The sequence below is a fragment of the Streptomyces sp. NPDC104309 genome, assembly GCF_055584025.1.
Map to the genome: position 1 here is coordinate 145,499 of NZ_JBVJMV010000012.1, position 12,607 is coordinate 158,105.

The window sequence follows — 12,607 nt, forward strand, 5'->3', positions numbered from 1 at the left end:
TCGTGGGCTTCATGGGCAAGTCCCTTCAATCGCGCGGGAGGCCGAGGATGCGCTCGGCGACGACATTGAGCTGAACCTGGGTGGTGCCGCCCGCGATGGTCAGACAGCGGGACATCAGGAAGCCGTGCACGGCCCGCTCCCCGGCGCCTTCGCCGACCGCGCCGGCCGGGCCGAGGAGTTCGAGGGTCAGTTCGGCGACCTTCTGCTGATGGGTGGTCTGGACGAGTTTGCGGACGGAGGCCCCCGCGCCCGGTTCCAGGCCGGACACCTGCCGCAGGGTGGTCCGCAGTCCGATGCAGGCGAGTGCGTGGGCCTCGGCGGCGAGTGCTCCGATGCGGGCCCGGTACGTGCCGTCGAGTTCGCCGGAGCGGGCGATCAGCGCCTCCAGGCCGGTGTCGAAGGTCATCTGGTCGGCCATGTGGACGCGTTCGTTGCCGAGGGTGTTGCGGGCGACCCGCCAGCCGTCGTCGATCTGCCCGACGACGGCGTCGGCGGGCAGCAGGACGTCGTCGAAGTACACCTCGTTGAAGAGGGAGTCGCCGGTGATCTCCTTCAGCGGGCGGATGTCGATGCCCTCGGTGTTCTTCATGTCGACGAGGAAGTAGCTCAGGCCCCGGTGCTTGGGGGCGTCCGGGTCGGTCCTGGCCAGCAGGATGCCGTGGTCGGCCGACCGGGCGGCGCTCGTCCACACCTTCTGCCCGTTGATCCGCCAGCCCTCGTCGGTCCGCTCCGCCCTCGTGCGGAGCGAGGCGAGATCGGAGCCCGCGCCGGGTTCGGAGAACAGCTGGCACCAGAGGAGTTCACCGCGCAGGGTGGGCAGCACATAGCGCTCCTGCTGCTGCGGCGTCCCATGGGCGAGGAGCGAGGGCACCACCCAGGTGGCGATCCCGAGATCGCTCAGCTTCACTCCCTGAGCTTTCAACTCCTGCTGTACGGCCAGTTGTTGGACGGGTCCGGCGCCCAGACCGTAGGGGGCGGGGAGATACGGGGCGGCGTGGCCGGTGGGCGCGAGGGCGCGGCGGGCGGCCTTCGGGTCGAGGCCCCGGGCGGCGGCGACGGCCTCGCGCGCCTCGGCGCGGTGGGCGGCGGCCTCGGCGGGGAGTTCGAGGACGAGCTCGCGGCGGGCCCCGCCCTCGGCCAGCCGGGCGGCCCGCAGCCGGTGGGCGTCGCCGGCCCCCAGCAGCTGCCGGGCCACCAGGGCCCGGCGCAGATACAGATGGGCGTCGTGTTCCCAGGTGAAACCGATGCCGCCGAGGATCTGGACGCAGTCCTTGGCGCAGCTGTAGGCGGCGTCGAGGGCGTCCGACGCGGCGAGGGCGGCGACCATGGACCGTACGTCCGGGTCCTCCTCGTCGGCGGCGCGCGCCGCGTCCCACACCAGCGCACGGGCCCGCTCGACCCGTACGAGCATGTCGGCGCAGAGGTGCTTGATGCCCTGGAACCGTCCGATGGGGCGGCCGAACTGTTCGCGGACCTTGGCGTATTCGGCCGCGGTGTGCAGCGCCCTGGCCGCGGTTCCGCAGGCTTCGGCGGAGAAGAGGACGGCGGCGAGGTCGCGGACGTGCGCGGTGTCGGTCCGTACGACGCGTTCCGCGGGGACGAGTACGCCCTCGGCACGGATCTCGGCCGTGGGACGGGTCGGGTCGGCGCCGCGGTGCGGGCGGGCGGTCAGCCCTTCGGTGGCGGCGTCGACGGCGAACCAGAGGGTGCCGGTGGCCGATTCGGCGGAGAGTAGGAGGAGGTCGGCGTCGGCGCCGGAGAGGACCGGCGGGGCCGCGCCGTCGAGGAGATGGCCGTCCCCGTGCTCCACGGCGGTGAGGGTGCCGGGGCCGAGCGCGATGGAGCCGATGCGCGTACCGGCCGCGAGGTCGCGTACCAGCTCGTCCGCGCCCGCCGCGTGCAGTACGGCGGAGGCGAGGGCGCTCGCGAGGTACGGGCCGGGGAGCGCGGCCCGGCCGGCTTCTTCCAGGACCACGGCCAGATCGAGGAGTTGGCCGCCTCCGCCGCCGCACGCCTCGGGCAGATGGATGGAGAGGAGGCCCTGTTCGGCGAGCCCGTCCCAGTATCCGGGGCGCACGCCGGGGGTGCCGGGAGTGTCGGCGTCGAGGAGCTTGCGGATCTCCTCCGGCGGTACGGCGCGTGCCAGCCACCCCCGTACGGCCTGCGCCAACTCCTTCTGTTCTTCGGTGATTCCGATGCCCATGCGGATCCTCGCCGGTCGCAGCCACTGGAACGGCGCAAGAGTAGAACACGTTTCATTCTGACGGAAGGTCAGCACAGCACCGGATGACAGCCGCAAGAGTGTCCGACGGACGGCCGGAGGGGCGGCTCGGGGCGGCCGGATCGGCGCGCGCTCCGGGCCGAATGCGCGGCCATGCCTCGTTCGCGCCGTCGTGCCCCCTTCGCGCCGCGTTCACCGGAATACCCCGGCGACAAGGAAGGTTTCACCCTGCACATACTTGGCGGTCGGCGCTGCCCGCGCCGGACCCGCACCCCGCTTCACACCCTCGATCACGCCGCCCGGAGGCCGCACGTATGCCACAGACGACGAACGAACAGCACAGCGGGGAACTCCCCGATCCGCAGCCGCGCAGGGCGGGCGGCGGGGTCGTCCCCGTACTCGCCTTCGCGGGAATCACCGTCGCGGTGATGCAGACCCTGCTCGTCCCCGTCATCAAGGATCTGCCCGCCCTTCTCCACACCGATCCGTCCAACGCCACCTGGGTGATGACCGCGACCCTGCTCGCGGGGGCCGTCGCGACCCCGATCATGGGGCGGCTCGGCGACCTCTACGGCAAGCGGAAGATGCTGCTCGCCAGTCTCGCCGTGATGGTGGTCGGTTCCCTGATATGCGCCTTCACCGACGATCTCGTGATCATGATCGTGGGGCGCGCGCTCCAGGGTTTCGCCATGGGTGCCATCCCGCTGGGCATCGGCATCATGCGCGACGAACTGCCGCGCGAGAAGCTCGGCTCGGCGATGGCGCTGATGAGCTCCTCGATCGGGGTGGGCGGTGGACTCGCGCTGCCCGCCGCCGCGCTGGTGGCCCAGCACGCCGACTGGCACACCCTGTTCTTCGGTGCGGCCGGTCTCGGCGTGCTCTCGATGGCACTCACCGTCCTCGTCGTACCGGAGACCACGCTGCGCGCCCCCGGGCGGTTCGACGTGGTCGGCGCGCTCGGGCTCTCCCTGGGTCTGGTGTGTCTGCTGCTGCCCGTCACCAAGGGCAGTGACTGGGGCTGGACCTCGGGCAGCACGCTCGGACTGATCGCCGCCGCCCTGGTGATCCTCGTCCTGTGGGGCCTCTTCGAACTGCGCAGCCCGGCCCCGCTGGTCGATCTGCGGACCACGGCCCGGCGCGAGGTGCTGCTCACCAACCTCGCCTCGATCATGGTCGGGGTCGCGTTCTACGCCGTCTCGCTCGTCCTGCCGCAGCTGCTCCAGCTGCCGGAGTCGACGGGGTACGGGCTCGGCCGGTCGATGGTGGTCGCGGGGCTGTGCGTGGCGCCGCTGGGTCTGACGATGATGTTCATCGCCCCGCTGTACGCCCGGCTGTCCGCCCGCCGGGGCCCCAAGGTCTCCCTGATGCTCGGCATGCTGATCATCGCGATCGGTTACGGGGCGGGGCTCGGGCTGATGAGCGCCGCCTGGCAGACCGTCGTGATCGCGGTGGTGCTCGGGGCCGGTATCGGACTCGCGTACTCCTCGCTGCCCGCGCTGATCATCGGAGCCGTGGATCCGTCCGAGACGGGTGCGGCCAACGGTCTGAACACCCTGATGCGGTCGATCGGCACGTCGGTGTCCAGTGCCGTGATCGGCATGGTGCTGGCCAACACATCGGTACGGACGGGCGGGGTGTCGCTGCCCTCGATGGAGGGGTTCCGCATCTCGTTCCTGATCGCGACGGGCGCGGTGGTGGTCGGGCTGGTGCTGGCCTCGTTCCTGCCGTCGCGGCGCGAGGCGATGCGCCCGGCCCTGCTGGCGAGCAGCGACGACGACGCGCCGGCCCCCGCACGCTCCGTCTCCCGACCGGTCACCGGCTCGGGCGGCTTCCGCGGCCGGGTGCTGGACGCGGACGGTGCGCCGGTGGCCCGCGCCAACGTCACGCTGATCGACCACCGGGGCCGGCAGGCCGGTCTCACCGTGGCGGACGAGGACGGCCACTACATGCTGGCCGCCCCGTCCGGCGGCAACTACGTGCTGGCCGGATCGGCCGCCGGGTACGCGCCGCGCGCCCGCCCGGCGGCCTACCCGGGCAACGGGCTGCCGGTCGACGCCGATCTGGTGCTGACGGCCGGGGCCCCTCGCCTGGATCACGCCGGGCTCGCGGGCCCCGGCACCGCGCCCTGATCCGGGCCGACCGGGCCGATCCGGCCCGGCCCTGGCCGGCCTGGTCCGGCCTGGCCCGAACAAAGAGGCTCAGCGCACCGGAGCGTCGAACCGCGGTGTCGTCGCGAGCAGATGAGAGACGTCCGACCCCGCCGGAAGCTCCTGCGGCAGCGCGCCGCGGGTGAACAGCCGGGCGGGGCGGGCACCCTGCACCCGGGCCTGGCGCCCGTCGACCCGCAGCCAGGAACCCTCGCGCAGGCCGAGCACCGGTACGTCGTTCTCCTCCAGGAACTCGGTGAGCCGCTCCTCGCGGGTCTCGCCCTTGTGGGTGCTCCCCGGGTCCGGGTCCAGATAGTGCGGGTTGATCTGGAACGGGACGAGGCCGAGGGTCTCGAAGGACGGCGGCTGCACGATGGGCATGTCGTTGGTCGTACGGAGGGTGGGCGCCGCCATGTTCGTCCCCGCGCTGGCTCCCATGTACGGCAGCCCGCCGCGCACCGCTTCGATCACGGCGTCCCGCAGACCGGTCCGGTACAGGGCGCTCAGCAGCCGGAAGGAGTTGCCGCCACCGATGAACACGGCGTCGGACGCGGCGAGTTCGGCGACCGGGTCGGCGTTCTCGTGGACTCCTCGGACACCTATGCCGGACGGCGCGAGGGCGTCGCGGACGCGTGTGGTGTACGCGGTGTAGTCGGCGAGCGCGTAGGGGACGAAGGCCAGCCGGGCGCCGGAGGGCAGGAACGCGGTGACGGTGTCGAGGGCGTGTTCCAGATAACCGCGCCCGTACTGGGTGGAGTTGGAGAGCAGCAGCAGATTCACGGGGTTCCTCTTGGTTCTGTTCTTGGTTCTGTTCTTGGTTCTTGGTTCTTGGTTCTGTTCCGGTTCTTGGTTCTGTTCCGGATCAGCGGTCGGTGCGAGGGCGGCGGGCGCGGGGCTTCGGCCGCTGCGGGGGCTGGGTCAGCCGCCGCTCCAGCAGCTGGGCCGCGTGGCGCAGGGCGTCGAGCCGGTCCTCGGGCGCGCCGCGGAAGAGTTCCTCGGCGCCGCCGAGGCTGAGGCTCCCGTACGGCTCCCGCCCGAGGAACACCGGCACGGCGACGGTCGCGATGCCGGTGTCGTACTCGCCGACCGTCCAGGCGTACCCCTGGGCGCGGACCTTGAGGAACTCCTCCTCCAGCCGGTCCGGGTCGGTCACCGTCCGGTCGGTGAAGCGGGCCATCGGACGGCCCCGGAAGAGCCGGTGGCGCTGTTCGTCGGGCAGATACGCGTAGTACGACTTGCTGGTCGCCCCGGCGTGCGCCGGGTAGAGCTCGCCGACCAGCGGGTAGTAGCGCAGCGGCCCGGCCTCGCCCTCCTCCGCGGCGACGCACCGCATGTGGAAGCTGTCCGGCAGACAGAACAGGACGGTGTCGCCGGTGACCCGGCGCAGCTCCTCCAGGACCGGTCCGGCCAGCAGCTCCAGTGATCCGGAACGCTCCCAGAGCCTGCCCAGGCGCAGCACGGCGGGGCCGATGCGGTAGCGCCGGGTGGCGGGGTCGGAGACCAGGAAGCCGCGCCCGGCGAGGGTGGCGAGCAGCCGCTGGGCCACCGAGGTGTCCCAGCCGAACTCCTCGGCGACCTCGGTGACGCCCCAGTCGGGCCGGGTCCGCTCGAAGGCGAGCAGCACCAGGAGCGCCCGGTCGACGGTTTGCAGCGCCCCGGCGGGGGTGCGCCGGTCCAGATCGAAGTCCGCCATCGTCATCTCACCATTCAGACCTGAATTGCAAATAACGGGAAACAGTTGCGCTCAACGCTATCCGATCCCGAATGTTGCCTCAGCACCCCGCCCCGCGCTTTTCCCGTCGAGCGCCTCGGCCCGGGTGCCCGGACTGCGCCGCCCCGGGTGTCCGGATGAGTGAGAAAGGCCCCCCATGTTGAAGTACGTACTGGACATCGTCGAGCTGCTGGACGATCCCCAGGTCAATGGCAAGACGGTCGCCGAGTACCTCGACTCCGTGAGCGGGGCCGAGGGATCGTCCGCCCAGGTCACCACGGTCACCGGCGAGCGGGGCTCGACGGACTTCGTGATGGTCCGCATCCCCGGCTCCCAAGGACGTACGTCCGGAGGCAGCGCCCGCACGCTGGGTGTGGTGGGCCGACTCGGCGGCATCGGCGCCCGGCCCGAGGTGACCGGCATGGTCTCCGACGCCGACGGGGCGGTCGCCGCCCTCGCCACCGCCGCCAAGCTGCTCGACATGCGCCGCCGCGGCGACGTGCTGCCCGGCGACGTGATCGTCGCCACGCACATCTGCCCGGACGCGCCGACCGAGCCGCACGACCCGGTGCCTTTCATGGGCTCGCCCGTGGACATCGCCACCATGAACCGCCACGAGGTGACCGGCGAGATGGAGGCCGTGCTCTCCATCGACACCACCAAGGGCAACCGGATCATCAACCACAAGGGCCTCGCCCTGTCGCCCACCGTCAAGGAGGGCTGGGTGCTCCGCGTCAGTGAGCAGCTCGGCGAGCTGCTGGCCGTGGTGACCGGTGAGCCGTTGGTCACGTACCCCGTGACCACGCAGGACATCACCCCGTACGGTAATGGTGCACACCACATCAATTCGATCCTGCAGCCCGCCACCGCGACGGCCGCTCCGGTCGTCGGCCTGGCCATCACCTCGGCCGCCGCGGTACCGGGCTGCGGTACGGGCGCGAGCCACGAGACGGACATCGCGTCCGCCGCCCGCTACGCCGTGGAGGTCGCCAAGACCTACGGCAGCGGCCACCTGGACTTCCACGACGCGGTGGAGTTCGACAACCTCGTCAGCCGTTACGGGTCGCTGGCACACCTGCAGACCCTCGGCCGCACACCCCAGGAGTCCTGATGGCAGCCGCCCCGCAGGCCGAGGCCGTGGTCCCAGAGGCCAAGAGCATCGGCAGCGACGACTACGCGCTCTCCCGCGTCCCGCGTGACAAGCGCTTCGGCTTCTGGTCCATGCTGCTGCAGTGGCTGGCCCAGTCCGGCTCGGTCTCGCAGTTCACCCTCGGCGCCACCATCGGTGTCGGTATGACCTTCGGCAACGCCTTCCTCGCCTTCACGCTCGGCGCGGTGATCCTGGAGATCGTGATCTTCGCGATCGGTCTGGCCGGTATGCGCGAGGGTCTGGCGACCCCGATGCTGACCCGCTGGGTCGGCTTCGGCCGCAACGGCTCGGCGCTGGTCAGCTTCGTCATCGCGGTCAGCCTGGTCGGCTGGTTCGGCGTCCAGAACACGATCTTCGGCAACAGCGTCTCGGCGCTGGTCGGCGGCCCGTCCTGGATGTGGTGCGTGCTGGCGGGCATCGCCATCACCGCACTGGTGATCTTCGGCTTCAAGTACATGGCCGTCTTCGCCAAGATCGTCACGCCGCTCTTCTTCGCGATGGTCGCCTGGTCGATCATCTCGACGCTGAAGGACCACTCGCTCAGCGACCTGATCCACTCGCCGGCCCCCGGCCAGACGATTCCGCTCGCCGTCGCCGCCACCGCCATCGCGGGCGGCTTCATGACCGGCGCGATCGTGGCCCCGGAGATGACCCGGTACAACCGGAAGGGCTCGCACGTCTTCCTGCAGAGCGCCTCGTCGATGATCCTCTCCGAGTACATCGTCGGCATGACCGGTGTGCTCCTGGGCCACCTGGTCAAGAGCAACGAGGTCTCGCACATCGTGCTCTCCACCTCGGGTGCCTTCGGTGTGATCGTGGTGCTGATGTCCACCGCCAAGATCAACGACTGGAACCTGTACGGCTCCTCGCTGGGCGTCGTCAACTTCTTCCAGGTCGTCTTCGGCAAGCGGATCCACCGCGGCGCGGTCACCATCGTCCTCGGCATCGCCGGCACGCTCCTGTCCGCGGTCGGGATCATGACCCACTTCACCGAGTTCCTCTCCATCCTCGGCGTCGCGATCCCGCCGATCGGCGGCATCATCGTGGCCGAGTACTGGGTCGTGAAGCGGATGCGCAAGCCGCTGGACGACACCCGGGAGTCCGAGACCCTGCCCAAGACCTCGCCGACCTGGGTACCGATGTCCATCGCCATCTGGATCGCGGCGTTCTGCGTCGGCAAGTTCTACGAGGGCGGCATCCCGGCCCTGAACTCGCTGGCCACCGCCTTCATCCTGTACAGCGTCCTCGGCCTGCTGGGCTGGGTGAGGCCGTACGGCACCTCCACCCTGGACGACGAGGACGCCCCCGCCGCCCGCGCGACAACCACTGTGGGAGCAGCATGAGCAACCCCGACCCCACCGCCTCGTTCGTCCCGGCCTCCGACGAGGCACAGGAAGAGGTCATCGGACTCTGCGCCGAGCTGATCAGGTTCGACACCTCCAACCCCACCAGCGACGAGCGCGCGAGCGCCGACTGGGTGGTGAGCCGCCTCGCCGAGGTGGGCATCGACTCCGAACTGGTCGAGTCGGCGCCGGGCCGCGCCAGCGTCATCGCGCGCATCGCGGGCAGCGACTCAGGGCGCGGCGCCCTCCTGGTCCACGGCCATCTGGACGTGGTCCCCGCCGACGCCTCCGAGTGGCAGGTCCCGCCGTTCTCCGGCGAGATCCGCGACGGCTACCTCTGGGGCCGCGGCGCGATCGACATGAAGGACACGGTGGCCGTCATGCTGGCCACCGCCCGCCACTTCGCCCGTACCGGCACCAAGCCGTCCCGCGACCTGGTCCTCGCCTTCCTCGCCGACGAGGAGGCGGGCGGCAAGTTCGGCGCCCACTGGCTGGTCGAGCACCGCCCCGAGCTCTTCTCCGGCGTCACCGAGGCGATCGGCGAGGGCGGCGGCTTCTCCTTCGCCATCGACGACACCCGTCGCCTCTACCCGATCGAGAACGCCCAGCGCGGCATGGCCTGGATGGAACTCACCGCCACCGGCCGGGCCGGCCACGGCTCGTCCCCCAACGACGAGAACGCGGTCACCGACCTCGCCGAGTCGCTGGCCCGCATCGGCCGCGAGACCTTCCCGATCCGTCTGATCGAACCGGTCCGCGCCCTGCTCGAAGAGGCCGCCCGCCTCTACGGCGTCGAGTTCGACGAGGACGACATCGAGGGCAGCCTGGAGCGGCTGGGCCCGGTCTCCGACTTCATGCAGGTGGTGCTCCGCAACTCCGCGAACCCCACCATGTTCAACGCGGGCTACCAGACCAACGTCATCCCCGGCAAGGCGACCGCCCGGGTGGACGGCCGCTTCCTGCCCGGCCACGAGCAGGAGCTGGTCGACACGATCGACAAGCTCCTCCTCCCGTCGGTCAGCCGCGAGTGGGTCAACCACGACATCGCGATGGAGACGACGTTCGACGGCCCGCTGGTCGACGCCATGTGCGCGGCCGTACGCGCCGAGGACCCGGACGGGCACCCGGTCCCGTACTGCAACCCCGGCGGCACCGACGCCAAGGCCTTCACCCACCTCGGCATCCGCTGCTTCGGCTTCAAGGGCCTCAAGCTCCCGCACGACCTGGACTACGGCCGCCTCTTCCACGGCGTGGACGAGCGCGTCCCGCTGGAGGGCCTGCGCTTCGGCGTCCGCGTCATGACCCGACTCTGGCAGAGCTGCTGACCTCCACATCGCAGCCCCGCCGGGGGCGCCCCGACCCGGGCTCACCCCTCGTACGCCCCCGCCGATTCCTTCGGCGGGGGCGTACGGCATGACGGGGCGCCACTCAGGGGTCGACATTCAGTTCGAGGTGCTCTCCGTGGCCGTCCCGCTCTGGCTGTGAGAGGCCACCGCGGCTCCGCGTCGGGTGTGACATCCAGTGGCACCTGGTAGCACCGCACGTTACTGTGGATGCCATGGCAGCACAGCAGGAGATCACTCAACGCGACCTGCGCAACAGGTCCAAAGAGATCATGGACGCCGTCCAGGACGGGCAGGCGTTCACCGTCACGCGGGACGGACATCGCATCGGCGAGCTGATCCCGCTGCGCCGGCGCAGGCGGTTCGTCCCGCGCGGCGAGTTCACCGCCATGTCCCGCACTTCTCCCGACCTCTCGCTGGACGCCTTCCGGGCGGATCAGGAGGCCACCGCCGAGCAGAGGCCGGACGATCCCTATGCGCGCTGAGTACGACCAGGGGCTGCTCGACACCAACGTCATGATTCTTCGCAGGTGGGTGAATCCCGAGGAACTCCCCGCCGAGGTGGCGATCAGCGCCATCACCCTGGCCGAGCTCTCCGCCGGACCGCACGAGGTGCGGCGGAACGAAGAGCAGGACGACTACGACGAATACGCCGAGCGGGCCCGACGGCTCGATGTCCTTCAGCGCGCCGAGAACGAGTTCGACCCGATCCCCTTCGACGCGGAGGCAGCCCGGATCTATGGCAGGGTCTGTGCTGCCGTGATCGGTGCCGGCCGCAAACCGCGGCGCCGGGTGGCCGACTTGATGATCGCGTCCATCGCCATCGCCGAGGAGCTTCCGCTCTTCACCACGAACCCCGACGACTTCAAGGGGCTGGACGACCTGCTCACTGTTGTCCCCGTCACGCGACCACGGGTCCTCCACGATCGATAGGCCGTCGGGGCGTGCCGTGACCCGGGCTCACCCCTCGTACGCCCCCGCCGATGCCCTCGGCGGGGGTGTACGGCACGATGGGGCGCCGTCGAACGCGTACCCGCAGAACCGTCCCCACCCAAGGAGGAACCCGTGCCCGCCGAGTCCGTAGCCGAGCCGTCGCCCGAGATTCTCGCCGCTTTCCAGGCCGCCAAGGGCTTCATGCCGGTGGTCGAGGGACTCGCGCTGTACGCGGCCGCCGTCGAGGCTGCCGCGCTGGGGCTGCCGGTCCTTGAGGTCGGCACGTACTGCGGACGCTCCACCATCCTGCTCGCCGACGCCGCCCGCGCGGCCGGTGTGACGGCCCTCACCGTCGATCACCACCGCGGCAGCGAGGAGCAGCAGCCGGGCTGGGAGTACCACGACCCGACCGTCGTGGACCCGGAGGTCGGCCGGATGGACACGCTGCCGACGTTCCGCCGGACCCTGCACGCGGCGGGGCTCGAAGACCACGTCGTGGCCCTGGTCGGGCGGTCTCCGCAGGTCGCCGCCGTCTGGGGCGGGAAGCTCGGCTTCGTCTTCATCGACGGCGGGCACACCGACGAGCACGCGGGCGGTGACTACGAGGGCTGGGCACCGCATGTCGCCGAGGGCGGGCTGCTGGTGATCCACGACGTGTTCCCGGACCCGGCGCACGGCGGCCAGGCCCCGTACCGGATCTATCTGCGGGCGCTGGCCTCCGGCGCGTTCGCCGAGGTCTCGGCCACGGATTCGCTGCGGGTGCTGCGGCGTACGGGACCGGGCATCTGAGGCGCCCCGATAGCATCGCGTGGTGCCGTACGACGAGAGCGTTCCCCCCACCCCGTGCCGCCGGCCCCTGCTCGCCGCCGCCGTGCTCACCGCCGTGTGCCTGACCGCCGCGGGCTGCGGCGCGGGCGACGACGGCGGAGCACGGGCGGAGCCCCAACAGGGCGGCGCCGGCACCTCCGCGGCGCCGCCGCCGGCCTCGCCGTCGAGGAGTGCCCCGGCTCCGGGGAGAACGTCCGCCTCCCCCGCTCCTTCCGCGAAGCCCTCGAAGTCCACGGGCGGCCGGGCCTCGGGGCCGCTGTCGGGCAGGACCGTCGTCATCGATCCCGGACACAACCCGAACAACCGTCTGCACACCCGCGAGATCAGCCGCCAGGTCGACATCGGCACCACGCGCAAGGAGTGCGACACCACCGGCACGTCGACCAACTCCGGTTATCCTGAAGCCGAGTTCACCCTGGATGTGTCGCACCGGCTGCGCACGCTCCTTGAGGCGCAGGGCGCGCACGTCGTGCTGACGTACGACAACGACCGTCCGTACGGCCCGTGTGTCGACGAGCGGGCCCGAATCGGCAACGCGGCCAAGGCCGATGCGGTGGTGTCGGTGCACGCGGACGGTTCCGCGGCCGGCAACCGCGGCTTCCATGTGATCCTCCCCGGGCCGGTGCGGGGCGGGAAGGCGGACACCACGAAGATCGTCGAACCCTCCCGCGATCTCGGCACCCGGATCGCCGGTCTCTTCGTCCGCGATACCGGAAGTGCGCCTTCCAATTACGTCGGCGGCAATACCGGGTTGGACATCCGCAAGGATCTCGGCGGACTTAATTTGTCGACCGTGCCCAAAGTGTTCATCGAATGCGGCAATATGCGTGATCCGAAGGACGCCGCTCTGCTCACCAGCGCGAACTGGCGCCAGAAGGCGGCACAGGGCATTGCCGATGGCATCAGCAGCTACCTCAAGGGGTAACAAGAG

General features: G+C 70.9%; 11 protein-coding genes. 8 read left to right on the plus strand and 3 right to left on the minus strand.

Translation table 11 applies throughout. The features are described 5' to 3' along the window. Positions 1 to 25 precede the first annotated feature (25 nt). Positions 26 to 2,203 (minus strand): acyl-CoA dehydrogenase, encoded by a 2,178-nt coding sequence (locus ACZ68L_RS19530; RefSeq protein WP_469578506.1) that lies wholly within the window; start codon positions 2,201 to 2,203, stop codon positions 26 to 28. A 332-nt stretch (positions 2,204 to 2,535) separates the two neighbouring features. Here ACZ68L_RS19530 and ACZ68L_RS19535 point away from each other — a divergent pair, with 332 nt between their 5' ends. Then, a complete protein-coding gene (locus ACZ68L_RS19535; RefSeq protein ID WP_469578511.1) occupies positions 2,536 to 4,350 on the plus strand; it encodes an MFS transporter in 1,815 nt (604 codons plus the stop codon). Between the two features lie 69 nt (positions 4,351 to 4,419). Here the strand turns inward: ACZ68L_RS19535 and pepE are convergent, their stop codons facing one another. Further along, a complete protein-coding gene (gene pepE / locus ACZ68L_RS19540) occupies positions 4,420 to 5,148 on the minus strand; it encodes a dipeptidase PepE (RefSeq protein ID WP_469578513.1) in 729 nt (242 codons plus the stop codon). 82 nt (positions 5,149 to 5,230) lie between these two features. Then, complete coding sequence (locus tag ACZ68L_RS19545) at positions 5,231 to 6,061, minus strand: IclR family transcriptional regulator (RefSeq protein ID WP_361445032.1); 831 nt, start codon at positions 6,059 to 6,061, stop codon at positions 5,231 to 5,233. A 175-nt stretch (positions 6,062 to 6,236) separates the two neighbouring features. On the opposite strand from ACZ68L_RS19545, the gene ACZ68L_RS19550 reads away from it, so the two are divergent. From ACZ68L_RS19550 to ACZ68L_RS19580, 7 genes are all read left to right on the plus strand, one after another. Then, a complete protein-coding gene (locus ACZ68L_RS19550; protein ID WP_469578516.1) occupies positions 6,237 to 7,190 on the plus strand; it encodes a DUF1177 domain-containing protein in 954 nt (317 codons plus the stop codon). Next, entirely contained in the window at positions 7,190 to 8,572 is a 1,383-nt protein-coding gene (locus ACZ68L_RS19555; RefSeq protein ID WP_469578518.1) for a cytosine permease, read from the plus strand. Before ACZ68L_RS19550 ends, ACZ68L_RS19555 begins: the two co-directional genes overlap by 1 nt. Next, positions 8,569 to 9,897: a M20/M25/M40 family metallo-hydrolase gene (locus ACZ68L_RS19560; protein WP_469578521.1), complete on the plus strand. Its 1,329-nt coding sequence runs from the start codon at positions 8,569 to 8,571 to the stop codon at positions 9,895 to 9,897. The genes ACZ68L_RS19555 and ACZ68L_RS19560 overlap by 4 nt, the downstream gene beginning before the upstream one ends. A 233-nt stretch (positions 9,898 to 10,130) precedes the next feature. Next, positions 10,131 to 10,400, plus strand: coding sequence for a type II toxin-antitoxin system Phd/YefM family antitoxin (locus tag ACZ68L_RS19565; RefSeq protein ID WP_469578524.1), 270 nt, complete (start codon positions 10,131 to 10,133; stop codon positions 10,398 to 10,400). Beyond that, positions 10,390 to 10,848: a PIN domain-containing protein gene (locus tag ACZ68L_RS19570; protein WP_469578526.1), complete on the plus strand. Its 459-nt coding sequence runs from the start codon at positions 10,390 to 10,392 to the stop codon at positions 10,846 to 10,848. Before ACZ68L_RS19565 ends, ACZ68L_RS19570 begins: the two co-directional genes overlap by 11 nt. Before the next feature lie 132 nt (positions 10,849 to 10,980). Continuing rightward, complete coding sequence (locus tag ACZ68L_RS19575; RefSeq protein ID WP_469578528.1) at positions 10,981 to 11,637, plus strand: class I SAM-dependent methyltransferase; 657 nt, start codon at positions 10,981 to 10,983, stop codon at positions 11,635 to 11,637. 22 nt (positions 11,638 to 11,659) lie between these two features. Beyond that, positions 11,660 to 12,601 (plus strand): N-acetylmuramoyl-L-alanine amidase, encoded by a 942-nt coding sequence (locus ACZ68L_RS19580; RefSeq protein ID WP_469578530.1) that lies wholly within the window; start codon positions 11,660 to 11,662, stop codon positions 12,599 to 12,601. Positions 12,602 to 12,607: the final 6 nt, after the last annotated feature.

What these genes read in the sequence shown, in the direction of transcription:
- ACZ68L_RS19530 (WP_469578506.1), bottom strand. Translation starts at nt 2,203, where the DNA reads ATGGGCATCGGAATCACCGAAGAACAGAAGGAGTTGGCGCAGGCCGTA.
- ACZ68L_RS19565 (WP_469578524.1), top strand. Translation starts at nt 10,131, where the DNA reads ATGGCAGCACAGCAGGAGATCACTCAACGCGACCTGCGCAACAGGTCC.
- ACZ68L_RS19550 (WP_469578516.1), top strand. Translation starts at nt 6,237, where the DNA reads ATGTTGAAGTACGTACTGGACATCGTCGAGCTGCTGGACGATCCCCAG.
- ACZ68L_RS19560 (WP_469578521.1), top strand. Translation starts at nt 8,569, where the DNA reads ATGAGCAACCCCGACCCCACCGCCTCGTTCGTCCCGGCCTCCGACGAG.
- ACZ68L_RS19570 (WP_469578526.1), top strand. Translation starts at nt 10,390, where the DNA reads ATGCGCGCTGAGTACGACCAGGGGCTGCTCGACACCAACGTCATGATT.
- ACZ68L_RS19545 (WP_361445032.1), bottom strand. Translation starts at nt 6,061, where the DNA reads ATGGCGGACTTCGATCTGGACCGGCGCACCCCCGCCGGGGCGCTGCAA.
- ACZ68L_RS19555 (WP_469578518.1), top strand. Translation starts at nt 7,190, where the DNA reads ATGGCAGCCGCCCCGCAGGCCGAGGCCGTGGTCCCAGAGGCCAAGAGC.
- ACZ68L_RS19535 (WP_469578511.1), top strand. Translation starts at nt 2,536, where the DNA reads ATGCCACAGACGACGAACGAACAGCACAGCGGGGAACTCCCCGATCCG.